The following is a 24,725-nucleotide window of genomic DNA, read 5'->3' on the forward strand; positions in this document are numbered from 1 at the left end:
GGCGTGTTGAGCGTGAGAGTCCTCGAAACAGTTTTCCCGGCCCTCAAGGTGCACAAGAGGATTCAGGGCAAAGTCCATTGGGAGGCCATTGCGCAAGGCCTCGGGACACCCCTTCCTCCGGACTTCATCGAACTCTCGGAGTGGTATCCGTCGTTCATCCTGGCTGATTTCCTGGCGATCCATCTTCCAGGTCCGGGTGAGGAGGCCGGCTTCGTCGCCGGTTGTCGTGACGATCGTGAGGATCTTGAGGACCTCCGAGATGCCGGAATGTCGCACGGGTATGTTCCGTATCCCGAGCCGGGAGGACTCATCGCCTGGGGAGGATCTCAGGAGGGCGACGTCTTCTACTGGAAGACATCGGAGTCAGGGCCCAGTTCCTGGACAATCGTTGTATCTGGCCGAAACGATGACTGGTGCGAGTTCCAGGGAACCCTGACGGAGTATCTGGCCGGTCTCATTTCAGGCAAGGTTTCCCCCGACGGACTGCCGCCCAACTTCCCGGGGCACAATCCCCTCGTTGAGATCTCTTGAACCGACGCGGATTCCAGGCCGGGTCAACCATTGGCGTACCTGTCAGGGACGGCATGAGAGCCCCTTGTTGTTGCGGCGCTCCGGCGGGACCGGAGCGCGGCGGCGAAGTGGCGGCGGAACCAGGCGCAGGCTTGACCACCCTGCCCCGTATAGGTGCGCTGTTGGTCGGCGCGGCCGGAGTTGTCGTGGTGGCGAGGAGCGGCAACGAGCGTGTGTCCGCTGACCGTCAGCAGCTGTGAGGGCAGTACCAGGTATTCAGGCCGTGAGGGTTCGTAGGAGGGCATGGCTCTACGCTCGCTGGCGACGGCATCCAGCGTCCAACACCTGTTCCGGCACCATTCACACACTTGTGTTGTCAATGCGTTCGCGACGGTAGATTGCCCCAATGTCCCGCAACTTCGATCCCCGTCTTCTGCGTGCCTTCGTCACCACCGCCGAGGAGCTCCACTTCACGCGCGCCGCCAGTCGGCTGTACGTGGCTCAGCAGGCACTGAGTCGGGACATTCGCCGGCTCGAACGGGACCTGGGCGGCAAACTCTTCGTACGGACCACTCGTCAGGTCCATCTCACGGCCGAAGGCGCACGGCTCCTGCCGTACGCCCGGGATGTACTCGCCGCGCACGCAGCATTCTCCGTCGCGGCCTCGGCACGTGAGCAACGGCCGCTGCTCGTCGACGTCGGGGACTTGGTGACTACCGGGCACAAGGTCTTGGAGGAGACCCGGCGCACTCACCCCGAGCTCGAACTCGTCGCCCGCTTCCACAGTGGCCTCACCGGAGCCGCCCGGGAGATTATCGACGGCTCTCTCGATGCCTCCTTCGGACGGTTCGCCGGACTCGCCCCCGCCGTGGCAGCGCAGCTCGACCACCAGCCGGTCCGTTACGAGCGGATGGCCGTGCTCCTGCCCGACGACCACGCCCTGTGCTCCCATGACCGCATCCCGCTGAAGGCCCTGGCCGGCCGGACCCTCTACGCCGCGGCGGGCAACGAGTCCGCTGCCGAGTGGACCGACCTCGCCACGCGGCTGTTCACCGGACACGGCATTGGCCTGGCGGAGCCGTTCCCGGAGATCGAGGGGCCGGAGGAGTTCATGCGCGTCGTGCGTAAACGCGGCTGGTGGGTGCTGGCGAGCACGGAGTTCATCGACGTCCCCGGCATGGCCCTGCGCCTGCTGGAGGAGCCCGTTCCGCTCTCACCTCTCTCCCTGGTCTGGCGTGCCGGACTCGAGCACCCGGCGCTCGATGCCCTCGCCGACACCGCCCGGCGCCTTGCACAAGAGCACCGCTGGCTCGATTTTCCCCCCGACGCATGGCTGCCGCCGGAGGACAGGGCGGCGATGCAGAAGGACGCCGTGACCGATGACGGCAGATCACCTCGCTGAGCACGATGTGATGATCTTGATGTGGCTGATGTGATCGCGGCGCCATGGCCGACCCGGTCGGCCCCGTTCGCCTGGGTGCGCCCGCGCTCCTTCGGGAAGCTGGTGTCAGCAGCGCACCGCGAGGGTGCCGACGCAAAACGGCGAAGCGGCCCCTGGGGCATACCTCTGGAGGGCCGCGTGCGGACCGCGCATCCCGGGCGGGTATCCGCCGATGGGTACGCCCCACACCAGCACGCCACTTCCTGGTGCACGCGACGGCGCGCGGACGGGCCGCATCCAGCCCGGGGAGGCCCGACCGGTGACGGCACCTCTCCCCGCCTTCAGCGTGCCCCCACCGGCAGCGCCGCCGTGCACGTCGCCCGGCCGTAGGCACCCGCGGCCGTGGCCCGCTGCATGTGCTGGTCGCGGATGGCGAGGGCGCAGGTGGCCGTGCCGCCCTGCTGGGGGAGCTGGACCTTGATGACCGGGGGTTTGCCCAGGGGGACCTGGACGGTTTTCTTCCAGGGGAGGGGCACGGCCTTCTCCGTGGTGGCCGTGCCCTCCTCGCTGGTGGCGAGGTAGGTGAGGTCGGCGGTGCCCGTGCCGGTGATGGAGTACGTGACCGCCGCCGTGGGCACCGGGGGCTTGGCCGGCGTGTCCGTGCCGGTCAGGGCGTAGACGCCGTACCCGGCTGCGGCGGTCAGGAGCAGCAGGGTGGCGAGGCCGCGAATGTTTCTGCGGCGGGAACTCCGGGCGGGCGGCCCCTCGTTGGGCTCAGTAACGGCTTCTGGTGCGGTGGTCGTGGGCATGGGTGGCGGCCTTCGGTCGTCGCGGTCCGGGCACGTGCGTGCGCCGAGGCAGGTGTGGGTCCGCGTGGCTGATGCGTCAGTGGGCAGGCGCACCCGTGCCGAGGTGACTGCTGGCGCGCGGTCTGCCTCGTGCGGTGGGCCGGACGGTTGTACAGGAGCTGTCCTCCGTTCGCCAGCCCCCGGAAATAGCCGCCATATCCCAAAGCCGCCGCGATGTGGCGCAATACGCCGATGTCATCGCAACTGACGGACATCAACATTGCGTTGACGCCCCGCTACTCTCCGGCGTAGAACCTCACCTTCCACTCACTGACCGGGAGATTCCCGTGGCAGTGCTGAGCCCTGCCCGCATGCGCCGAACAGGGCAACCGCGGTCGGGGGAGAGGTAGTTGGCTAAGTGAGGATTCGGCACCGAAGATTCGTCGCCGCCCTCGTCGTCTCGGCCGTGATGGGGACTGCGCTGCCGCAGATCGCCTACGCGGCACCCGCCCCCGGGGGTGGTGACGACGGAGACGGCAAGGGCTTGGTCGACACCGTGTCCGGCTGGTTCGGCGGAGACGACGACAAGGACAGCACAGCGAAAGCGCCGCCCCCGGGCGGCAAACTGGAGATTCCCAGCCGGGAACGGCTGGCCAAGGGCGAGAACGCCCCCAAGGCCGAACGCGTCAAGGAGCTGACGCGCGAGCGCACCTCCAGCGCGCGCTTCTGGCAGCTGTCGGACGGGCGGGTCGAGGCGGAGCTGTCGGCGTTCCCGACCTCGTACCGGCAGGGTCCCGACTGGAAGCCGATCGACACGGCTGTCAGGACAGGCGAGCAGGGGCCGGCCAACACCACCAACACCGGGGCGAGTTACTTCGGTAAGAAGGCAGCAGAGCTGCTGCGGTACGACGTCGGCGGCGGCCGTTCCGTCACCCTCGGGCTCGACGGCACCGCGGGCGAGCTGACGCCGGCCGTCAAGGGCGACACGGTCACCTACAAGGACCCGAAGTCCGGGGCCGACCTCGTCTACCAGGTCGGCGCGGGGCAGGTGAAGGAGAACATCGTCCTGGCGAAGAAGCCGGACGCACCCCTCTCCTTCACCTTCCGGCTGAGCACCGAGGGGCTGACGCCCGAGGCGCGCGAGGGCGGGTCGATCGCCTTCCACGGGGAGACGTCGAAACACCCGGTGCTGGTGATCCCGGCCCCTTACATGACGGACTCCAAGAAGTCGGAGACGTCGGCGTACGGGCAGGTCAGCACGGACAAGGTGACGCAGAAGCTGGAGCGCGACGTGAAGGGCTGGCGGCTGACCGTCACCCCCGACGCGCAGTGGCTGGCCGATCCGGCACGCCAGTACCCGGTGACCGTCGACCCGACGCTCACCGTGGCCCCGCAGCCCGGCCAGTCGCAGGACACCATGGTCCTGTCCGACACCCCGGCCGAGAACTTCGGCGCCTCGTGGAAGATGTCGGTGGGCCGCACCGGCGCGGGCGTCGCCCGTGCGCTGCTGAAGTTCCCGCTGGACCAGATCCCGGCCGGGACCAAGATCGACTCGGCGCGTCTTGGCCTGTACTTCGATCAGGTGCACGCCAGCAACGCGTACGACGTACCGCTGGCCGCGCACCGGGCGACCGGCGCGTGGGACGAGTCGACCGCGAACTGGACCAACACCAACGCCCTGGTCGGCGAGGTGTCCGGCACCTCCGTGCAGGCCGATGCCGGTACGGCGGACAGTACGGCCGCTGTCGGCGAGTGGCCGAAGGAGCAGGCCGCGGGCGGCGACTTCGCGTACAACAAGAACGCCGCGAAGGGCGAGACGTACACCTGGCAGCCGAAGGTCCCGGAGACCGGAAAGTACCGGGTCGACGTCCGTGTCCCCGGCACCGACCTGGAGAACGCGGCCACCGAGGCCCCGTACACCGTCACCGGCAGCAAGGGCACGGCGAAGACCACCCTCGACCAGAGCGACGCCAAGGCCGGGGAGTGGAAGCCCCTGGGCGGCCCGGTCGACTTCGCGCGCGGCACCGCCGGGAAGATCGCCCTCGGCGACAGTGGTGACGAGGACGAGCGCACCCTGGCCGGTGATGTCCGCCTGGTGGCCGACGCCCAGGTCGTCAAGACCAAGGGCCAGCAGAGCCAGTGGCACCGCTTCCCGGTGAAGGACACCGTGCAGAAGTGGGTGGACGGCACCGCCAACCACGGCTTCGTCGTCAAGGCGGTCGACGAGTCGGCCACCGGACCGCTCGGCGGCCCGCGCTACGAGTCCGCCGACGGCGACTACGACGGCGAGACCGCCAACTTCCCGCGCCTGACCGTCACCTACGGTGCGATCGGCACCGAGCTGCGCGAGCCCACTGTCGTGCACGGCAACGGGCCCGAGCTGTCCTGGGCCGCGTACGCCAACACCTCGGGCGACGTGGCGAACGACCTGGCCGAGTACCAGGTCCACCGCTCCGACAAGCCCGGCTTCACCGCTGGCCCCGACACCCTGATCGCGCCCGTGGCGAAGGGCACGACGTCCTACCGGGACGTCTCCGCTGCCCCGACCCCGGCGGCCAGTGCGAACGAGATCGGGCGCACGCACTACTACCAGATCGCGGTGAAGACCAAGGGCGGCAAGGTCCTCGGCTCCCCGGTGCGGGACGTCGGCGTGCCGAAGGCCGGCCGGACCCTGCGCATCCTGCCCGCGGCGGCCGACACCACCCTGTCGTCGCTGAAGCCGGACACCAACCTGGACAAGCTGCCCGCGGGGGACGGTGAGCAGACCTGGCTGAGCGTCGGCAACAACTCCGACACCCAGGGAACGACCCGCGGCGCGTTCAAGTTCCCGACCGACTCCATCCCCGACACCGCGACGGTCCTCCAGTCCCAGGTCCAGCTCTGGGGCGCCCAGACCACCACAGGAACGAAGGGCGCGACCTACGAACTCGCCCCGCTGAGCCGCGACTTCGCCGAAACGGCCGCCACCTGGAACAAGGCGGACGCCACCACCGCGTGGACCAAGCCCGGCGGTGACTTCGGCCCCGCGGTCTCCGACAGCGTCGGCGGGATCACCAGCGAGGTCGGCCGGCACACCTGGGACGCCACCTCACTCACCCAGAAGTGGGTCGAGAAGCCGGCCGACAACAAGGGCGCGGTGATCAAACTCAACAACGAGGCCCCCACCGCCGCCCAGGAACGCACCATGTTCCTGTCCGGCGAGGCGGCCGAGGAGCGGCTGCGGCCCCAGCTCCGCGTGATCTACGTGGACTCCACGCCGTGGAACACGTACTACGCGCCGCACACCCCGCAGCGCATGACCGAGGACAACACGTACCCGGTCGACGTCACCCTCACCAACACCAGCGACAGCGCGTGGCCCGCGGGCGAGCGCAAACTGTCCTACCGCTGGGCGCTGCCGGACGGCTCCGAGCTGGCCGACACCCCCGCGCTCAACCTGCGTACCGACATCCCCGCCCTGCTCCCCGGCGAGGAGGCGGTCGTCAAGGCGACCGTCAAGTCCCCGCCCGTGGAGGGCAACCGGCGTGAAGGCCACGCCCTGATCTGGGACGTCTTCAACTCCAAGACCAGCACCTGGCTGTCGAAGACCGACTCCATCGGCGGCCTGGAGCAGCCGGTCGCCGTCGAGGACCCGACCGCCGACCGGCTCGGCATGGAGAAGTACCACTCCTACACCGGCAAGAACACCGGCGCCGGTTCGACGTTCATGTCCAACCTGGGCTCCGGCAACGGCGTGTGGTCGTACAACGCCTTCAACAACCCCGGCCGCGGGCTGAACACCTTCCTGCGCCTGTCCTACAACGCCCAGGACACCTCCGACACCCAGCTCGGCCACGGCTGGTCCGCGCAGGCGGCCGGTCCGATGCGGCTCGGCACGATGCTCGACTTCCACCCGGACAGCGCGCCGGGCGAGGTCTACCTCACCGACGGCGACGGCACCCAGCACATCTTCCGCAAGCAGGGCGACGGCACCTGGCGCTCCTCGGCCGGCTACCACTACCTCCTCAAGCCGAAGACAGGCGTGACCTGCACCGACGGCATGGACGACGTGGCGGACGCATGGACGATGACGCGTCCTGACGGCACCCGTTTCCTGATCGACTGCGACGGATACCTCCGCTCGGTCGTCGACAAGAACGGCAACACCCAGACATACGTCTACGAGGTGCGCGACTCCGGCAACCGCTGGGTCAAGTTCCTCAAGGAGATCAAGGACCCGGCCGGGCGTACGTCGCTCAAGCTGGACTACTGGCTGCCGGGCGACGCGACGTACGAGTACATCGACGCGGCGGGCGAGAAGACCCCGGGCTACGTCCTGTGGGACCCGAAGATCTACGACCACGTGAAGTCGATGACCGACGTCTCAGGTCGGAAGATCACCTTCCACTACACCCGTCAGGGCACGCTCGGGCTGCTCACCGACGGTGCGGGCTCCGCGCAGCCGAAGGAGTTCAAGTTCGGTTACGACGCGACGCAGGGCAACAAGAACGTCAAGCTGACGAAGGTGACGGACCCGCGCGGGAACGGCACCTCGGTCGCCTACGACCGCGACCCGGAGTACCGCTGGTCGACGAAGACGCTGACCGACCGCCTCGGCGGGCCGACGACGTTCGCGTACACCCCGACCGGCAGCGGTCGCACCACCAAGGTCACGGACGCCGAGAACCGCTCCTCGACGTACGTCACCGACGGCCTGGACCGCGCCACGACGGTCACCAACGCCAAAGCCCAGACGACGAAGATGACGTGGGACGACGACCACAACGTCACCCTCATCGAGGAGAACAACGGCGCGAAGACCGCCTACTGCTACGACCGCAAGACGGGCTTCCCGCTCTGGCAGCGCAGCGCCGAGGACAACAAGGCGGGCGTGCCGGGTGCGGCGGAGTGCGCGGGCCCGGGGGTCTTCCCGGCCCACTCGGTGCGGTACGAGTACCAGACGCGGGCGGACGGGTACGCGGCCGACCTGTGGAAGAAGACGTCGGCGGAGAACCGCAGCTGGCAGTTCGGCTACGACGCCTTCGGCAACCTGAAGACGGTCACCGACCCGCAGGGCGTCAAGTCCCCGGAGGCCGGCGACTACACCACGAAGTACGACTACGACGGCTTCGGCCAGCTCAGCAGGGCGACGGACGCCAACGGCAACCCGACCCTGACGTCGGACTTCACCGCCACCGGCTACCCGCGCAAGACCACTGACGCGGAGAACCGCGTCACCACCACCGACTACGACGAGCGCGGCCAGGTCACGTCGGTCACCGACGCCCTGCTGAAGAAGACCACGCAGACGTACGACACGTACGGGCGTCCGCTGGTCACCACCACCCCGAAGGAGCCGGGCGTCGTCCTGACGACGTATCCGCCCAAGTACGACCAGAACGACAACGTCGAGGTCTCCAAGGCCATCAACGGAGCCGTGTCGACGGCGGTGTACGACAAGGCCGACCAGATCGTCTCGGCGACCGCGCCGCAGGACACGGCCACCTCGGGCAAGCGCGAGTCGACGTACACGTACGACAAGGTGGGCAACCTGCGGACGACGACCGAGCCCAGGGGCACGGCGACGACCACGGACGCCACCGACTTCGTCACCACGAACACCTACGACGAGATCTACCAGCTCACGGACGTGACCAACGCGGCCGGGCACAAGGTGTCGTACCTCTACGACGGGGTCGGCAACCCGGTAAGGGTCGTCGACCCGAAGAAGAACAAGACTCCGTCGCCCGACGACTACACGTCCAAGACCGACTACGACCTCAACCACCGGGTCGTCGCGACCACGGACGCGGCCGGGAGGACGAGCCGCCAGGAGTACGACAAGGACTCGCTGCCGGTGGCGGCGACGGACGCCGAGGGAACCCGGGTCGTCCGGCACTTCGACGACCGCGCCAAGCTGGCGTCGGTCGAGTCCCCGCACGCGGACAACGTCGTACGGACGACGAAGTTCGGCTACGACCAGGTCGGCAACCGGATCAAGGTCTTCTCGCCGCGCGGCGTCGCGACGACCGACACCGCCGACGACTTCACCTCCGAGACCACGTACGACGCCCTGAACAGGCCGAAGCGGCAGATCCAGCCGTACGACCCGAAGGACGCGCGCTACAACAAGAAGGTCTGGACGGAGACGTTCTACGACGCGGTCGGCCGGGTGGAGAAGGTCTCCATGCCGCCGAGCTCCGGCGAGACCACGCGCAACGACACCCTCTACACGTACTACGACACCGGCTGGGTGAAGTCCTCGAAGGACCCGTGGGACATCCTCACGGAGTACGAGTACGACGACCTCGGCCAGCAGTCCAAGCGCACGCTGACCTCGGCGGGCGGTTCCTCGAAACGCACGATGACGTGGAACCACTACCCGGACGGCAAGCTCAGGACCCTCCAGGACGGCGGCATCCCCGTCGGACAGTCGGTCGTCGTCGTCAACAACACCGACAAGCAGAACGTCGCGGCCACCGGCGCTCCGGAGTGGAAGAGCACGCTCAGCCGTGACCACGTCCACGCACCGGGCACGGGTACGGACACCTTCCAGTGGACGCTGGACATCCCGAAGTCCGGAAAGTACGCGGCCTACGTCAAGTACCCGAAGGTGGCAGGAGCCTCCCCGGCCGCCACATACTCCCTTTCCCACGCCAAGGGCTCGTCCGCGGTCAAGGTCGACCAGCGGGCGAACGCCGGCGGCTGGGTGAAGCTCGGCGACTACGACTTCAAGGAGGGCACGGAGTCCGTCCTGAAGCTCGCCGAATCCGGTGCGGGCGCGGTGGGCGCGGACAGCGTGAAGCTGGTCCGCGACAACTCGGCCGAGGTGGACGTCGAGCAGAAGAAGTTCGACTACGGCTACGACGTCAACGGCAACATGATCTCGGTCGACGACACGTCGTCCGGACGCCGCGTCGACGCGTACACGGTCACCTACGACGGCCAGAACCAGGTCCAGACGGTCACCGAGGCGCTCGCCGGCCAGGAGAAGAAGAAGACCGCCTACACCTACGACGCCAACGGCCAGCCGGAGACCCAGACCCACCCCGACCAGTTCTCGAAGTACACCTACGACCTGCGAGAACTCGTCAAAACGGTCACGGTCGGCAAGTCGGCCACGGACGCGGCAGCGAAGGTGTCCACCTACGACTACACCGACCGCGGCCAGAAGAAGCAGGAGATCAAGGGCAACAAGAACGTCGTCGGCTACACGTACTACCTCGACGGCGCGCTGCGCACCCAGACGGAGAAGAAGCCCGACGGGACCCTGATCTCGGACCACGCCTACGCGTACGACGCCAACGGCAACAAGGCGCAGGACGTCGCGAAGAAGCGGAACGCCGACACTCCGACGGCGACCCTCGACTCCACGACGACCTACGCCTACGAGCCGGCGGACCGCCTCGCGAAGTCGACCAAGACGGGCAACGGCGCGGGCGTCGAGACGTACGTCCACGACGACAACGCCAACGTCATCTCCCAGACGGTCAAGGGCAAGACGACCACCTTCGGCTACGACCGCAACCGTCTGCTCAAGGCGACGGTCGGCACCGCGGTCGCGGACTACGTGTACGACCCGTTCGGCCGCCAGGACTCGGTGAAGGCCGGGGACAAGGTCATCGAGAAGAACACGTATGACGGCTTCGACCACGTGGTCAAACACGACAAGGCGGATGCGGCCGGTGTTCTGAAGTCCACCACCTACGCCTTCGACCCGCTGGACCGCACGACGTCGAAGACCGAGGGCACGAAGAAGACCGAGTACAACTACCTGGGCATGTCGACCGAGGTCCTCACCGAGGAAGTCGCGACCAAGCTCACGGCGTCGTACCAGTACAGCCCGTGGGGCGAACGCCTCTCCCAGGTCAAGCACGCGGCCGACGGAAAGACGGAAGAGTCCTACTACGGCTACAACAGCCACACGGACGTCGAAACCCTGACGGGCGCGGACGGCAACGCGAAGGCGACGTACGGGTACACGGCGTACGGCTCCGAGGACACGTCGGAATTCACCGGCATCGACAAGCCGTCGACGACGAACCCGACGAAGGACGCTTACAACCCGTACCGCTTCAACTCGAAGCGCTGGGACGCGTCCTCGGGCACCTACGACATGGGCTTCCGGGACTACAGCCCGGGGCTGAACCGGTTCACGAGCCGGGACATGTACAACGGGGCGCTGGCGGACATGGGGCTCGGTAGTGACCCGATGACGGGGAACCGGTATGCGTTCGCGGGTGGGAACCCCACCAGCTTTGCCGAACTTGACGGTCATCTGCCTTGCGCCACTGGCATAGCCGACAACTGCGGGACGTATCCGGGAAGTCTGTGCGCCGCGTGCTATTTCGGTCAGTTCAACTCGGCACACGATACCGCCACACTCATGGCCGGGATGTGGCTTCGGTCCAATCAGCCCAAGGGTGGTGGAGAAGCCAGCATGGACTTGTCCCAATCTGGCCTGGGCGACAAGGATTCTCGGAACAAAATCGCGAATGGTACAAAGAAAAACAACACCGGATGGGCCGACCTCATCTACTGGGGTGACGACAAGACCGTTTACATCTGGGACTCAAAGGCGGCAGGAAAAGAGGAATCGAAAGGTAAAACGGAGGTGGGGAGGTACGTTTCGGCACTGCAGAAGCAACTCGGCGCGGGCTACAAAGTAAAGCCTGGGTTCGATCTTCCCATGCTGAGCGGAGTGAATCCCGGGAAAAGAAATGAATGGGTGGTAGCGCTTCCCTCAAGAAATAAAACCGGTAGCGACCCCACGGGCGTCATCGCATACACGAAGGGGAAGATGATCGACATCAGACGCCCGGGCCCGGTTCCGGTTGCGGCGCCGGCTCCTGCCCCGGCCCCAGCCCCCGTACCTGCCCCGTCAGCAGGCCCTGCACCCTTCGCACCGCCTGCAGGTGGGTACCCCAGCACCGGCGAAGTGGTGGGCTTCGGCGTCCTGGCTACGATCATCGTTGGCATTGGCCGTGTCATCGGTAACGGGCCCGCATGCGTTGTCGGAGGCGTGTGCTAGAGGAGTAGCGTCCGATGTGTTAGGAAATTAGAAGGGAAGGAATGGAACGATGGGGATCTCCATCCTCTTGCGTAGGGTCTCGCCGGACCTTGTCGCTGCAGGCGCTGACGCCGTGGAAGCTGGGTTCGTCGCCACTGAAGACGATTCCACCTACGAACAGGAACAGGAATGTAAAATCCTCTGTGACCTCGAACAACAGTGGCAGATGATGGACGCACTTATCGCTGGCGCTCCCCACGAGAATTCCAGCACAGAGTACCTGGTAGTCCTGGGAGGGGAATTCCTTGCAGAGGTGGGCGAACCGCCCAACTCCATCTCCTTCCTGACGACAGAGCAAGTACGGCGAGCATCTCATTTCCTGCAATATGCCGATGTCGAAGATCTGGCACGCAGGAATCATGGTGCACTCGATAGGCTCTTCGGTGGCTTTCCGGAAGAGTTCCTAGATGAGGCCCGGGAACTCTTCGAGGTACTCAAGGAGTTCTACCTGCTGGCCAGTGAATCGGAACAGGCAGTTGTGAAGCGTTCGTACGCTTAGCCAGGCGGAAAGCTCAAGGTTCCACAGGTGCAGATAGTAACGGCGCCCTCCGCAAAAAATGGAGGGCGCCGTTACTATGTCGGAGGAGTAAATTCCGTGAACTTTGGAAGGGGGAGTCAGCCTCTTAAGTTGGAAGCTGCGGGGAGAGACATCGTCGAAGAGGGCGCTGTGACGGCACATGAAGGGATGTGGCTTCTCTATGAGGAAGTCTTCTTTGGCCGTGACCTGGACTCAGCAAGTATCGCCTTCGAGCTGACTCTCATTGAGGAAGGTGAGGAACGCTTGTTTCGATTCCAGAAAGCGGCGGCTGATCGTGTCGCCTTTACGCGAGGCTGTAGCGGCATCAATACATAGCCAGATGGAACCCTGCCAGGATTACCTCTGTGTGCTTTCTGGGCCCTCATGGCGATTTGGAATAATCCGGCCGGCTACCCGGTCAGTGTGAGCGCCTGTGCCCCAGACAACTCGCCGCCGTGGTGGCCGGACGTGCTGCCTTTGTAAGCATGAAAAGGGCGAGGCCATCGGATGTAAGTCTGTGGGTGTTCGGGGGGGTGCGGGAACTGGCCTGGGGTTCCGCATCTACGACGAGGCGGGGGAGAAAATGCTGGGAGCAGAAGTGCCGAGTCCTCCTAGGCGCAGACTCAGGGGGGTTGGCTTGGGTGCCCTCTTCGGTGGGGTGACCGCACCGGTGACCGTTGTTGTGATGGGCAGGTCGTGGGCCGCCTGTGACATCGGCATCAACGCAGCAGCCAACAGCATGACGCTGTTGGTGCTTGGACCGCTCATATGGATCGCCGTTGCGGTGCCTTGGGTGGTCCTGTGCAGCACCCTTGGGAGACGGCATCGTAGGACTGCCCTGGCTGGGGGGCTCGTCTGCACGCTGTGGTTCGCATGGTTTCTTGTCACGTGGCTCGGCATGCCGGACTCGTACCCCGCCCCGCTGTGTCCGGGCAATGTCCCGCCCTGGTGGCCGAGCTTCATCCCGGCATAACTTGTTCGCGAACACCGCGTTGGATGATGCCAGTTGCGACGCCGCTTCGTCTGGTGGCAAGCGTCGCGAGATGGCCGACTCCAGCGGCTGTGATCATTCGAGGTTCTACAGAGAGCGAGATGCATGACTACCCCGTCGGTCCATGCGGTAGCTGTATGCGTGACAGCGGGTAACGGTATGTGCAACTTCCCGGAGGAAGTAACGCAAATCCTTCGCGTGGCTGGGTGGGCTCCCGGGCGAACTGTGGACGTAGAACCATGGCTGGCGGCATTTGAGACTGAAGGTCTCCAACGCCATCAGGAGGTCGCTGATTTTCTGACCGAGTTCGGAGGGATTTCAGTTCATATCTCCGGCCCGGGGATCAGTAGGGCGAGAGAGTCGTTCGAATTTAACCCCATGCTCTGCCTGGGTGAGGGGGACCGTTTTGGTGAGCGGCGGGAAGAGACCGGAAGGGCGGTATCACGCCATGTGCTTGATCCCAGCTATCATCACGACTGCGGAGGTGTGAAATGGCACTCGGTGCTCTCTCTCGAGATCAGCTCGTTGAGCTGGTGCGGCGTATCGTTGCATTCGGCGGTAATGAAGAGGAAGTCGACGCCATGGAGCAGCTGTTCGAGGAGAGTGTTCCGTATCCGGGCGCATACTCCTTGATCTACCGGCATGATCCTGATCTGACTCCGGAGGAAGTGGTCGATATCGCCCTCTCGTGCGAGGCTGTAGTGTCCCCCTACAGGCCAGATCCTTTCTGAGCGAAATTGGCGGCCCGCCATTCCGGTGGCGGAATGACAGCCTATGGTCCCCAGGGGGCCGGGGCGACCTTCTCGCGCACTGTAGAAGACTCGAAAAGTGGTGCCGGAACAACGTGCTAGAAGGGGCGTAGTGGTGGCAACGCTTGCAGAAATCAAAGCCCTACTGGGGGAATCTCGGTTCAGCTGGTCGGATCCGTCCCCATGGATTGAACTGCAACAGGAATTCGACATCGAACTCTCTGCAGTGGGAGCTGCGGCGTCGCACCCTCCGGCCCCGCCGTACGTGCCTACCGTCGTCGAGATAGGGGGCAGGAGAGAGGCGCCCCCCACGGACGACGAAGCCTTCATTGCGGCGGAAACGGATTCCAGCCTGGTGGTCGATGTCGACGGGGTAGTGCTGACGCTCCATGCCCAGGGGCTGCCATGGGACCAGATCGAGACCGATGAGGACGTCGACGTCCGAGGAGCGGAGACCGAGGTGCCATGGTCGGAGATCGCGGACGTCACGCACCACCTCGTTTCCAGGGCCCGGCTGGCCGTCAGGGTCACGTTGCATGACGGCTCGTCCTTCGAGGGCGAGATCAATGCCCGGCGCACCTCCCGTGCTCAGCAGTGGCAGCGCGACTTGGCGGAGGCGGGCATGCGGTATCTGGTCCGCTGACCGGCACCCCGCCCGGGAAGTCGCCGGGCCGCCTGCCGGCTCGCTTGTGACCGTCCCCTCAGGTGCGGCGCCGGTACCGCTCGCCCGTCCCGTCGTCATGGAGCAGGTACATCGTCCGAGGCTGGGGCCCGCTGAGGAGTACGGCCCACACCGGGAATGCCTTCACGGGATTGCCTCGGGACGGTTCGAAGTGGATTCCGGCTCCGGGGCCTTCCTCGGGGAAGGAGCCCAGCCGCCACGTCCCCGAGCCGGACATCCGGTTGTTCTCGTATGAGGTGTTGCCCGGGAGGCAGGAGTCCGGCGTGCTGATGGCCGTGCCGCTGAAGGTGCCGTCGTCCTCGAAGGTGAGGGTGCCGCCCTCCGGGCTCGTCCACGTGCCTACCACCGAGGAGCGGCTCGGTTCCTCGTGGCCTGGCAGGGCGAGGAAGGCGACGTAGACGAGGGTCAGCAGGTTAGAGGGCCCACCAGGATGGCGAGCCACAGGGAGGTCAGGCGGAGGAGCCGTCTCTTCGAGCCCGGTTCCCGTGTCACGTCCGGCTCCCGTCGTCGGTCGGTTCCTGTGGTCCGGGCAGAGGGGGAGCCGGGCGGGGTGCCGTCGTGATGCTGGGGTGGTTTCCGCCCCAGCACTACAGTGTGCGCCCCCGCCCCGTTCCCTACCGTCAGACCACCGACCGTGCCCGGCCCGGCAGCGTCAAGTAGTAGATCTCCAGGGACTCCTCCGAGCCGTCCGTGTCGTCGAAGAGATTTCGCACCGTACTGAGCGGGCTACGCGTCATGCCGTCCACCATGCGGACCCCCACCCACTGCCGGAAGTACTTCTGCTGCGATTCGTCCAGGTCGACCCACGTCGCGCCCGCATTCCGGACGAGTACCTCTCCCACATAGGCTCCGAGGCCGAACAGTTGTGGGGCGAGGGCCCGTTCGTCCTTGCCGCCCGTACGCAATTCGCCCAGCAGGAAGTCCACCACCCGCAGACTGCGTACCGAGAAATCCAGGGGCAAGCGGTGCCCCACCGTCACCTGTCCCACGAAGCCCTCCGCGATCCCCCGCATGTCCGCAGCTCCCGGCCTTCGCTTCCGCGTCCTGTCACCGGCCACGGCTTCCACCCCTCACGCTTGTGATTCCACCGGGGAGTACGGGAACGCACCCCCCACCTCACAAGCGCAATCCGCCCCCACATCCGTCACTCGATCTCCCCGTGGCCCTTCTCACGGGCTCAATTTCCGCCATTGGTACAACCATTGCGGGGTGTTGTTTGTCTACAGCGGCAAATGGAGGGCACTTTCGGTGCCTTCATAGGGTTGGTGCTGTACACGTCAAATTGGGTGTATGTCCCATGCGTGCTAAACGCTTGTCGGGAAGTGGTCGAAGGCCGAAATTCGCTCAGCGTGGCGCCGTTACGTGGAGGGAGCCGACGGCTCGTCGTCCTCGGGCCGCAGCTCCGCCGCCAGCGCCCTCAGGCCCCGCTGGGTCGCCATCCGTACCGCCCCCGCCTGCTTGCCGAGCAGCTGGCCGGCCGCCGGGCTGTCCAGGCCCACCAGGACCCGTAGCAGTACGGCCTCGCCCTGGTCCGGCGGCAGTTGGCCGATCAGTCGCATGATGCACGCCGTCGCCAGGCTGTCCATCACCACCTCGGCGGCGTCCCGTGCCGGGGGTGCCGCTTCCAGGCCGCAGAGCTCCCAGGGCACCCCCGCCGGTCGTCCCCGTACCCGGCGCAGGTGGTCGACGGCCCGGTTTCGGGCCACCGTACGGACCCAGCCCCGGAACGCGGCCCCGTCCCCGCGGAATCCCGGGACGTCCCTGCTCACCTGGAGCCAGGCCTCCGAGGCGACGTCCTCCGCCTCGTCCCCGACCAGGGTGCGCAGGAGCGCCAGCAGGCCGGGTTGTACGTGCCGGTACAGGAGGGCGAATCCGTCCTCGTCGCCCTGCCGGGCCCATTCCACGGCCTGCGTCAGGGTCGTTGCGTCACGAGCGGCGGGTGCACACCTCGTACGCGCCGCGTTCCCCGCCTCCGTATTCGTATCCGGGTAGCCTCCACCGAACGACACACATTCCTCTTCACGTCCGCTGGCACTGCGCATCGTGCCCATGTACGCGGTGGCCGCGCGCCGCACAGGAAGCACACAGCCGCCACAGTGCGCACACCCCTATCACGGCGGACGTCGATCTTCGATGCGCCTTCGGATACCGGTCGATTCGGTCGGGAGTGCCGATTTCGGGCACGGCGAGGCGTGGTTCCCGTCAGGCCGTGGCGAGGTGGGGTTCCGTGGTGCGGCTGGGCGTGACGCGGTGGCGGCGGGTCGGCTGGAGCATCGTCGGGTGCTTGATGGACCAGGTCGTGCCCGCGCAGATGAGCTCCTTGATGCGGGCACCCATGCGGCCCGTGACAACGGTGGAGGTGACCTGGTCGTCCTCCGTTACCCGCTGGAAGATCGCGTCGCGGCGGCCGAGGCTGAGGCACTGGGCGGCGTAGCCGATCGTGGTCTCCGGGACCTTGCGGCCGGTCAGCCGCGCGGCCAGGGCGTCGGCGGCCTGCCAGGCCATCGGGGTCGCCGCCGCGCAGGACATCCGCAGGGGCTTGCCGCCCGCGCCGATGGCGAACGCGGCGTCGCCCACCGCGTACACGTCGGGGTGCGATACGGAGCGCATGGTTCCGTCGACGACGATCCGGCCGGTGTCCGAGACCTCAAGGGCCGAGGCGGCGGCGATCGGATGCACGGTGAAGCCGGTGGTCCAGACGGTGACGTCGGCGGGGAGGCGGCGGGTGCCTCCGGCCCCTTCCTCCTGGCCGGTCGTCGTCGTGAGTACGCCGTCCCGTTCCACGCGTGTGATGTCCGCGCCCTCGTGGACCGTGATGGCGAGCCTGCCGAGGGCGTCGTCCAGGTGCCGACGTGCCTTGTCGCTGAGCCAGGTGCCGACTCCGGCACGGGCGGCGATGGCGACCTTGAGGTGCGGGTGGGCCTCGGCGATCTCGGTGGCCGCCTCGATGCCGGTCAGGCCGCCGCCCGCGATCATGACGGTGTCGCCCGGCGCCAACTCGGCCAGCCGGGCCCGCAGCCGCAGCGCGCCCTGCCTGCCGGCGAGGTTGTGGGCGTACTCGGCGACACCGGGCACGCCGTGGTCGGCGGCGGTGCTGCCGAGGGCGTAGACGAGGGTGTCGTAGGGGAGACCCGATCCGCCCGACAGCTCGACCGTCTTCCGATCGGCGTCCACCGCCGTGACCCACGCAGTCCGGACCCGTACCCCGGTGCCCGCGTAGAGCTCGTGCAGCGGGCGGTTCGGCAGGTCCTGGCCGGCGGCGAGCTGGTGCAGACGGATCCGCTCGACGAAGTCCGGCTCACCGTTGACCAGAGTGATCTCGATGTCGTCGTGGTGCAGCCGCTTGGCGAGACGGCCGGCGGTGATGGCTCCGGCGTACCCGGCTCCCAGGACGACAATGCGGTGCTTCATGGCTGGCTCCCTATCCGTTCGGTCATCCGGTTGGACTCACCTCCTTGACCGGACAGCCGCGCGATCCCTGACAGGTTCAGGATGTGATCCGGGTCACCACACCTGCGCCAGGGGAGGCGAGGGCTCCTCCGCCGCCCAACTGCGCGTCAGCCGCGTCAGCTTGTCGGGGTTGACCTGGATGCGGACCGCCGCGACGCCGTCCGGGGTCGGTTCGAGGCAGAGCACGCCGAGGATCCGCCCGCCCGTCGCGATCAGTACGGCGGGCCCGCCGTTGACCACGGCAGCGTGGGCGGTGGGCCGGCCGCCGCCCGCCAGGGCCTGCTTCCGGTCCGAGTGGCGGAAGAGGCTGCGCAGGTAGCGTGCGATGCCGAGCGCCCCGAGGACCGGCGTCCTGCGGGCCGGTACCCCTGCGCCGCCGTCCGCGACACCGACCGCGTGCTCGGCGAGCAGCCGTACCAGCGGTTCGGTGTCGCCGCTGAGGGCCGCCGCGAGAAACTCCTCGACGACCTTCCGCGCGGAGACGGAGTCCACCTCGGTGCGGGTCCGCCCGGTGCCGAGGTGCTGTTTGGCCCGCCGGTGGATCTGCTGGCAGTTCGACTCGGTGAGGTCGAGGATCTCCGCGATCTCGCGGTGCCCGTACCCGAAAGCCTCCCGCAGTACGTACACCACGCGCTCGTTGGGCGAAAGACGCTCCATGAGGGTGAGCATCGCGAGGGACACCGACTCCCGCTGCTCGGCGGTATCGGCGGGGCCGAGCATCCGGTCCCCCTCCAGCAACGGCTCCGGCAGCCACTGGCCGACGTACGTCTCCCGCCTGGCCCTGGCCGAAGTGAGCTGATGGAGACAGAGGTTGGTGAGCACCTTCGTCAGCCACGCCTCGGGCGTCCGGAGCTGCTCGCGGTCCGCCGCGTGCCAGCGCAGATACGTTTCCTGCACGGCGTCCTCGGCGTCACCGGCCGAGCCCAGCAGGCGGTACGCGATGGCCTCCAGGCGGCCCCTGGAGTTCTCGAACTGATCGACCTCGTACGTACGGAGCGACATCAGGCCATGATCGTTGAGGTGTGCAGGTCACGTCTAGCTCTTGTGCGCGCTGCGCGGGTCACGTCCGCCTGCTTGTGCGCGCTGCCCGGGTCACGTCCGCCTGCTTGTGCGCGCTGCCCGGGTCACGTCCGCCTGCTCGTGCTACCCGTACGCGGGTCAGGGGCAGAGGGACTTGGTGACGAGGGCGTCCATGTGCTGCTTGGTGGGGGCGTCCGGCTGGGTGGTCACCGCGATGCTCACCGCCCGGCCGTCGTCGGTCGCGCCGCCGCGTGTCTCGTAGCCGGTGGTGCTGCCGCCGTGGCCCCAGTAGGCGCCGCCGCAGGGCAGGGGTGTCTTCACGAGCCCGAGGCCGTAGCCCGTGCCCGTGGCAAACGGGGCGCCGGCCGGAACCGTGGTGCGCATCTGGGCGAGCTGGGCCGGGGCGAGGAGGCGGCCCTTCAGGAGCGCGGTGGTGAAACGGTTGAGGTCGGAGGGGGTGGAGACCAGCTGGCCCGCCGCCCAGCCCCAGGAGGGGTCCAGCTCCGTGCCGTCGCGCAGGGGTGTGCCGGGGGCGGCCAGGTAGTAGCCCTTGGGGTGGGGCCCGCGGATCTTCGCGTCGCCGGGGGTGGGGAAGTAGGTGTGGTGCAGGCCGGCGCGGCGGATGACGCGGCGCTCTATCTCCTCGGCGTACGGGCGGCCCGTGACCTTCTGGACGAGCAGGCCCGCCAGGACGTAGTTGGTGTTGCTGTACGCCCACTTGGTGCCGGGTGCGAAGTCGGCCTTGTGCGCCAGGGCGAGGTCGAGGAGGTCTCGGGGGTCGTAGTAACGGACGTCCTCAGCAAGGTACTTGCTGTAGTTGGGGAGCCCACTCGTGTGCTGGAGGAGCTGGCGGACGGTGATGCGGCGCCCGTCGATGCCGTCCCCGCGCACCAGACCGGGAAGGTAGGTCTCGATCGGTGCGTCGAGGGCGACCTTGCCCTCACCGACCAGTTGCAGCACGGCCACCGCCGTGAACGTCTTGGTGTTGCTGCCGATCCGCAGTTGCCCGTCGGCGGGCACCTTCGCGCCCGTTGCCAGGTCGCCGACCCCGGCGGTGTACGTACGGGTGTGGCCCGCGCGGTCCTGTACGGCGGCCAGTGCGGCGGGCATGCCGTCGGACCGGACCAGGGAGTTCAGGCCGTGCTGGACGGGGGCCTGCCCGGTGGTGGCGGGCACGGTGGACAGTGATGCGGACGCGGTGGACGCGGGTGCGGCGGGGTCCGTCGACAGCACGCCGGTGGTCAGTACACCGGCCGTGAGGACGGCGGCGACGGTGGCGGCCACGGCGGTGGTGGCCAGGGCATTGCGCCGCCCACCGGGGCGACCGGTGCCGCTGGGACCCCTGGGACTACTCGGACTACTGGGACCACTGGGACCACTGGGACCACTCGGACCATCGGGACCGGCACCCCGCCCCGCCGTGCGGCCCCGCCACCTCTTCCACGCCTGCCCTGCCTGCTCGTGCACGTGCCCGCTCCCGACTGATCCGGCGCCGCTGAAGGCCAACGGCGTCTGCGGTCCCAGCATGTCGGGGCGCGGGTGGCCAGGGCGATCATGCCAACCACCGGCCTGAGGTGGGGCTTTCCCCCGGGACCCTGGGCCCACCGGGCCCGCTGGCCGGGGGCTCTTCTCCGCTGGTGGGGCGCGAGCGTCCTTAGCGGGACGCGAGCGTCTTCACCCAGTCGTCGACGGTGACGACCTCCGCCCACTGCGGGAACAGCCGCTCGACCAGCACCCGGTGCACCTCCGGGTCGGGGTCCAGGCAGGCGTCGGGAAGTACCGTCAGGCCGAAGTCCAGGTCGTTCGCCTGGCACACGGTGGACAGGACGACCGCGCTGGTGGCGATGCCGGTCAGGACCAGGCTGTCGATGCCGCGGGACCGCAGTACCAGGTCGAGATCGCTGCCGGAGAACGCGCTGGCCCGCTTCTTGGTGACCACCACGTCGCCCGGCAGCGGCGCCACCTCCGGGTGGATCTCGGTGCCCGGGGCCCCCTCGACGTAGAGGCCGGCCCCGGCGATGGCCGCCAGGGGCTTGTTGCGGGTACCGACCTCGGGAAAACCGGGGCGCAGCGCGATGACCACGTAGATCACCAGCAGGCCCGCCGCCCGGGCCCCGTCGATCGCCCTGCGCAGCCTCGGCAGGTAGCCGGAGCCGTCGTCTACGGCGTCCACGATGGCCTGCTGCACATCCATCACGAGAAGCGCGCTGCTCATGTCGTCTCCAGGGTCATGTCCCGGTGGCAAAGGCTCAGCTGCGGGCGTCGGCGCTGTGCACCGGGAACGCGGTGGTTCGGACCGCCGACCCTAGAGGACCGGTCCCTGGCGTGTCGGTCGGGATCGTTAGGGTTACTCGATGTTTGAAGGAAAGCTGACGAGACTGCGCGCGCTGCGCCCCGAGGACGCCGAGCACCATGTGCGGTGGCGCAATGACCCGGAAGTGGTGCGCTGGGCCGCGGCCGGCGACCCGTGTTTCGGCCCGGTCACCGCGGAAGCGGTCGGTCTCGGGTTCGACACCATGCTGCGGCTCAGCCCGAGGGAGTCCGCCGTGCTGACGGTCGAGGAGCTGGCGGGCGGCAGGGTGATAGGCATGGCCGACTACCGGGACCTCGACCCGTACGCCGGAGTGGCCACCCTGGGAGTCACCATCGGCGAGCGGGAGTTCTGGGGGCGTGGCCACGGCAGTGACGCGATGCGGCTGATCGTGGACCACCTGTTCGGTGCGTACGGCCTGAGCCGGCTGGAGCTGGACACCTGGAGCGGTAACGAGCGAGCCGTGCGCGCCTTCACCGGGCTGGGCTTCCGTGAGGAAGGACGCCGCCGGTCGGCTGTGCTGGTGGAGGGAAAGCGCTACGACCGCGTGCTCTTCGGAATGCTGCGCGAGGAGTGGACGCCTCGCGTGTGACGCCGTGGACGACGTACTCGGGTGGGCTGTCGCGGCGACGAACGGCCGCGCGAGGCGGCCGGCCCCAGGAGGACAGCCCCGCGCACACGCACCCCAGCAGGACAGCCCCGCGCGCACGCAGCGGGCCCCGGTCGCGCGGGATGCGCGGCCGGGGCCCAAGCACCGTGCCTACGTCAGCAGTTGCCCGCCGACGGCTTGCCGGCGAAGCGGTCGTTCAGCCACTCCATGGCCGGGAACGCACCGACCGTCACGCCACCGATGTGCTCAAGAAGCGGGTGTGAACGCCACTGCACCTTCGCGCCCGCCGCACACCAGTCGGCCCGCAGCTGCTTGCCGACCTTGTAGGGGATCAGCTCGTCCAGGGCTCCGTGGTAGAGGTAGACCGGGTGCTTGGGGGCGTGCGTGCCCAGCTTCGAGGCGGCCAGCTTGGCCTGCCAGTCCGGGGCTTCCAGCGGGTTGGTGGTGGTGACGTCGCTGATGCGCTTGAACGGGGCGGAGATCGCGTTGATCGCCACGCAGTTCTTGCGCATGAAGTCGACGTACGCCTTGCCCTGGCTGTTGAGGTAGGAGTCCAGCTTGAGCTCCGGGTACGCGGAGTCGTGGCCGGCCGCGGCCATCAGGATCAGGCCCGCGCCGATGTTGCCGTCGTTGAACGCGGCGACCTCCATCAGGTCGGCCGGCACACCGCCCGTCGCGGTGCCCTTGACGTTGAGCTCCGGCGCGTACGAGTCGTGCAGCTCGGCCGCCCAGCTGCTGGCCTGGCCGCCCTGGGAGTAGCCCATGATGCCGACCGGGGACTCCTTGGTCAGCCCCGTCCTGTCCGCGGGGAGGCGCAGCGCCGCGCGGGCGGCGTCCAGGACCGCGTGGCCCTCGGCGCGGCCGACCGTGTAGGTGTGGTCGCCTGGGGTGCCGAGGCCCTCGTAGTCGGTGACGGCGACGGCCCAGCCCCGTTGCACCGCCTGGTTGATGAGCGTCGCCTCGACCGTCGTGCCGTACGGGAAGCCCGCGCTGGGGGCGCACTGGTCGCCCATGCCGACCGTGCCGACCGCGTACGTGACCAGGGGGCGCGGGCCCTTCCTGCCGTCCTTGGGGACGATCACCGTGCCGGACACGGTGTTCGCGGCGCCCTTGGCGGTCGTCGAGCGGTACTCGACGTGCCAGGCGTCGGTGTTCGTCGGCTGGAGCGGGAGGGGGTGGAAGGAGGTGGGGCGGGCGGAGACCAGGTCGCCGGGGGCGGCGGCCGAAGCGGCAGCCGCTGCGGCCGAAGCGGTCGCGGCCGGCGCGTCCCCGGCCGTCCTCGCCGTCGCGGCGGTCGGCAGGGCGACGGACAGGGCGAGTGCGGCGGAGGCGGAGGCGGCGAGGACTCTGTGGCGTACGGACATCGGCTCTCCCTACGAGCGGGTGGGGGGCGGCGCACCGCGGTGCTGCCGTGCGTGCCGGTGCGCGGTGGTGCGTGCCGGTTGCGTTCCGGTGCGGGGCGGGCAGTGCGGTGCGCCGCGTGCAGGGTGCTGCGTCGTGGGGAGAACGTACTGACCTGCGAGGAGGAAACGCTCTGACCGGAATGCTCAGCTTCACTGACGCGGAGTCTCACAGCCCCGCGGGAAGTGGTCCACGCGGTACGCGCCCGGGGTCGTACCCGTCCAGCGGCGGAACGCCCGGTGGAAGGAGGTGTCCTCGGAGAAGCCGAGCCGGGCCGCGAGTTCGGCGATCGGCTCGCGGCTCTCGGCCAGGCCCGCGATCGCCGCATCCCTGCGGACGGAGTCCTTGAGCTGCTGGAACGAGGTGTTCTCGCGGTCGAGGCGGCGGCGCAGGGTGGCCGGACTGACGGAGAGGCGGGCCGCCGTCTGGGTGAGGGTGGGCAGGCGGGGGCTGACGCGGAGCGACTGGGCGAGGTTGCGGCGCACCTGCTCGGCGACCGTCGTGCCGTACTCGCGCCGGGTGAGGAGGTCGAACGGGGCGCGGTGGAGCAGTGAGTCGAGGGCGGCCTCGTCCTGGACGACGGGGGCGTCCAGCCAGAGCACGTCGAATCCCGCTGCCGTGCGCGGTGCGCCGAACCGGACGGGGCAGCCGAAGAGGGTCTCGTACTCGGCCTCGTGCGGCGGCGGCGGATAGCCGAACTCCGCCCACCGCAGCGGGATCCTGTTGCCGGTCAGCCAGCTGCACAGCCGGTGCCAGATGATCACCATGCACTCGGTGAGGAAGCGGTCCTCGTCGGTGTCGAGCCGGTTGTGGACGGTGAAGACCGCCTCGTCGGGGGTGCGGGTGAGGGTCAGCTCGGGCCCGCCGTCGAAGAGGGAGTAGAAGGCCGCGCCGCGCTCGATCGCCCGGCCGAGGTCCGGGCAGGCCAGGGCCGCGTAACACATCATCGCGAAGGTGCCCGGGCGGCTGCGGGTGGCGGAGAGCCCGAGGAACTCGTCCCTGGTGGCCCGGTACAGCGCACGGAAGAGGCGGGCGAACTGGACCGAGGTGACCCGGGCGCGGTCGTCGCCGAGGAGCAGCGGGGGGATCTGGGCGGCCTGCAGGAGCGGGACCGTGTCGGCCCCGGCGCGCTCGGCGCCGCGCAGTACGGCGCGTACGTGGTGCACGGTGATCGTCCGCTTCCCCATGGCCGGGACGGTAGTCGCTTTGAGCGCGCGGGTCAGTGGGGGTGACGTTTTCCGTCATCGCCCGCGTTCGGCCGGGTAC

The 24,725-nt window shown here is 68.2% G+C and carries 18 protein-coding genes and 1 pseudogene; 9 read left to right on the top strand and 10 right to left on the bottom strand.

Going from position 1 to position 24,725, the window contains the following annotated elements; all coding sequences use genetic code 11:
* The first annotated feature begins 12 nt into the window (after positions 1–12).
* Both ACFWVV_RS26500 and ACFWVV_RS26505 read left to right on the top strand, forming a co-directional pair.
* On the top strand, positions 13–531 hold the full coding sequence (locus ACFWVV_RS26500; protein ID WP_384350666.1) for a hypothetical protein: 519 nt from the start codon (positions 13–15) through the stop codon (positions 529–531).
* Between the two features lie 385 nt (positions 532–916).
* Positions 917–1,912 carry a LysR family transcriptional regulator gene (locus ACFWVV_RS26505; RefSeq protein WP_384350669.1) on the top strand — a complete coding sequence of 332 codons (996 nt, stop codon included), beginning with the start codon at positions 917–919 and terminating at the stop codon, positions 1,910–1,912.
* Between the two features lie 320 nt (positions 1,913–2,232).
* Here ACFWVV_RS26505 and ACFWVV_RS26510 read toward each other — a convergent pair whose 3' ends face one another.
* Complete coding sequence (locus ACFWVV_RS26510) at positions 2,233–2,700, bottom strand: hypothetical protein (RefSeq protein WP_384350673.1); 468 nt, start codon at positions 2,698–2,700, stop codon at positions 2,233–2,235.
* A gap of 1,396 nt (positions 2,701–4,096) precedes the next feature.
* Between ACFWVV_RS26510 and ACFWVV_RS26515 the strand changes: the two genes are divergently transcribed.
* The 6 genes and pseudogenes from ACFWVV_RS26515 to ACFWVV_RS26540 all read left to right on the top strand — a co-directional run bounded on the left by ACFWVV_RS26515 (position 4,097) and on the right by ACFWVV_RS26540 (position 14,628).
* Entirely contained in the window at positions 4,097–11,689 is a 7,593-nt protein-coding gene (locus ACFWVV_RS26515; RefSeq protein WP_384350856.1) for a DNRLRE domain-containing protein, read from the top strand.
* A 49-nt stretch (positions 11,690–11,738) separates the two neighbouring features.
* On the top strand, positions 11,739–12,227 hold the full coding sequence (locus tag ACFWVV_RS26520; RefSeq protein WP_384350676.1) for a DUF1877 family protein: 489 nt from the start codon (positions 11,739–11,741) through the stop codon (positions 12,225–12,227).
* 96 nt (positions 12,228–12,323) lie between these two features.
* Positions 12,324–12,581 carry a hypothetical protein gene (locus tag ACFWVV_RS26525; protein ID WP_384350678.1) on the top strand — a complete coding sequence of 86 codons (258 nt, stop codon included), beginning with the start codon at positions 12,324–12,326 and terminating at the stop codon, positions 12,579–12,581.
* An 814-nt stretch (positions 12,582–13,395) separates the two neighbouring features.
* Positions 13,396–13,662, top strand: a pseudogene (locus ACFWVV_RS26530) (SUKH-3 domain-containing protein); the annotation flags it as partial.
* 65 nt (positions 13,663–13,727) lie between these two features.
* Positions 13,728–13,967, top strand: coding sequence for a hypothetical protein (locus tag ACFWVV_RS26535; protein WP_384350877.1), 240 nt, complete (start codon positions 13,728–13,730; stop codon positions 13,965–13,967).
* Positions 13,968–14,100: 133 nt separating this feature from the next.
* On the top strand, positions 14,101–14,628 hold the full coding sequence (locus tag ACFWVV_RS26540; protein ID WP_384350680.1) for a hypothetical protein: 528 nt from the start codon (positions 14,101–14,103) through the stop codon (positions 14,626–14,628).
* A gap of 58 nt (positions 14,629–14,686) precedes the next feature.
* Here the strand turns inward: ACFWVV_RS26540 and ACFWVV_RS26545 are convergent, their stop codons facing one another.
* From ACFWVV_RS26545 to ACFWVV_RS26575, 7 genes are all read right to left on the bottom strand, one after another.
* The gene (locus tag ACFWVV_RS26545) at positions 14,687–15,109 is read right to left on the bottom strand and encodes a hypothetical protein (protein WP_384350683.1); all 423 of its coding nucleotides are present in this window, start codon (positions 15,107–15,109) and stop codon (positions 14,687–14,689) included.
* Between the two features lie 178 nt (positions 15,110–15,287).
* Positions 15,288–15,680, bottom strand: a complete 393-nt coding sequence (locus ACFWVV_RS26550; RefSeq protein ID WP_384350686.1) for a hypothetical protein — start codon at positions 15,678–15,680, stop codon at positions 15,288–15,290.
* A 345-nt stretch (positions 15,681–16,025) separates the two neighbouring features.
* Entirely contained in the window at positions 16,026–16,571 is a 546-nt protein-coding gene (locus tag ACFWVV_RS26555; protein WP_384350689.1) for an RNA polymerase sigma factor, read from the bottom strand.
* 298 nt (positions 16,572–16,869) lie between these two features.
* Positions 16,870–18,078 (bottom strand): NAD(P)/FAD-dependent oxidoreductase, encoded by a 1,209-nt coding sequence (locus ACFWVV_RS26560; protein WP_384350692.1) that lies wholly within the window; start codon positions 18,076–18,078, stop codon positions 16,870–16,872.
* Between the two features lie 93 nt (positions 18,079–18,171).
* Entirely contained in the window at positions 18,172–19,119 is a 948-nt protein-coding gene (gene sigJ, locus ACFWVV_RS26565) for an RNA polymerase sigma factor SigJ (protein ID WP_384350694.1), read from the bottom strand.
* Between the two features lie 156 nt (positions 19,120–19,275).
* Positions 19,276–20,421 (bottom strand): serine hydrolase domain-containing protein, encoded by a 1,146-nt coding sequence (locus ACFWVV_RS26570; protein ID WP_384350697.1) that lies wholly within the window; start codon positions 20,419–20,421, stop codon positions 19,276–19,278.
* A 370-nt stretch (positions 20,422–20,791) separates the two neighbouring features.
* On the bottom strand, positions 20,792–21,352 hold the full coding sequence (locus ACFWVV_RS26575) for a cysteine hydrolase family protein (RefSeq protein WP_384350700.1): 561 nt from the start codon (positions 21,350–21,352) through the stop codon (positions 20,792–20,794).
* A 139-nt stretch (positions 21,353–21,491) separates the two neighbouring features.
* On the opposite strand from ACFWVV_RS26575, the gene ACFWVV_RS26580 reads away from it, so the two are divergent.
* Entirely contained in the window at positions 21,492–22,040 is a 549-nt protein-coding gene (locus ACFWVV_RS26580) for a GNAT family N-acetyltransferase (RefSeq protein WP_384350703.1), read from the top strand.
* A gap of 173 nt (positions 22,041–22,213) precedes the next feature.
* Here ACFWVV_RS26580 and ACFWVV_RS26585 read toward each other — a convergent pair whose 3' ends face one another.
* On the bottom strand, positions 22,214–23,422 hold the full coding sequence (locus ACFWVV_RS26585; protein ID WP_384350706.1) for a lipase family protein: 1,209 nt from the start codon (positions 23,420–23,422) through the stop codon (positions 22,214–22,216).
* A gap of 189 nt (positions 23,423–23,611) precedes the next feature.
* Complete coding sequence (locus ACFWVV_RS26590; protein ID WP_384350709.1) at positions 23,612–24,646, bottom strand: AraC family transcriptional regulator; 1,035 nt, start codon at positions 24,644–24,646, stop codon at positions 23,612–23,614.
* Between the last annotated feature and the right edge of the window lie 79 nt (positions 24,647–24,725).

It is taken from the genome of Streptomyces sp. NPDC058663 (assembly GCF_042716745.1).
Lineage (GTDB): Bacteria > Actinomycetota > Actinomycetes > Streptomycetales > Streptomycetaceae > Streptomyces.

Coding starts and splice junctions, on each gene's coding strand:
- ACFWVV_RS26505 (WP_384350669.1), top strand. CDS start 917: ATGTCCCGCAACTTCGATCCCCGTCTTCTGCGTGCCTTCGTCACCACC.
- ACFWVV_RS26510 (WP_384350673.1), bottom strand. CDS start 2,700: ATGCCCACGACCACCGCACCAGAAGCCGTTACTGAGCCCAACGAGGGG.
- ACFWVV_RS26515 (WP_384350856.1), top strand. CDS start 4,097: ATGGTCCTGTCCGACACCCCGGCCGAGAACTTCGGCGCCTCGTGGAAG.
- ACFWVV_RS26520 (WP_384350676.1), top strand. CDS start 11,739: ATGGGGATCTCCATCCTCTTGCGTAGGGTCTCGCCGGACCTTGTCGCT.
- ACFWVV_RS26535 (WP_384350877.1), top strand. CDS start 13,728: ATGGCACTCGGTGCTCTCTCTCGAGATCAGCTCGTTGAGCTGGTGCGG.
- ACFWVV_RS26550 (WP_384350686.1), bottom strand. CDS start 15,680: ATGCGGGGGATCGCGGAGGGCTTCGTGGGACAGGTGACGGTGGGGCAC.
- ACFWVV_RS26560 (WP_384350692.1), bottom strand. CDS start 18,078: ATGAAGCACCGCATTGTCGTCCTGGGAGCCGGGTACGCCGGAGCCATC.
- sigJ (WP_384350694.1), bottom strand. CDS start 19,119: ATGTCGCTCCGTACGTACGAGGTCGATCAGTTCGAGAACTCCAGGGGC.
- ACFWVV_RS26575 (WP_384350700.1), bottom strand. CDS start 21,352: ATGAGCAGCGCGCTTCTCGTGATGGATGTGCAGCAGGCCATCGTGGAC.
- ACFWVV_RS26580 (WP_384350703.1), top strand. CDS start 21,492: ATGTTTGAAGGAAAGCTGACGAGACTGCGCGCGCTGCGCCCCGAGGAC.
- ACFWVV_RS26585 (WP_384350706.1), bottom strand. CDS start 23,422: ATGTCCGTACGCCACAGAGTCCTCGCCGCCTCCGCCTCCGCCGCACTC.
- ACFWVV_RS26590 (WP_384350709.1), bottom strand. CDS start 24,646: ATGGGGAAGCGGACGATCACCGTGCACCACGTACGCGCCGTACTGCGC.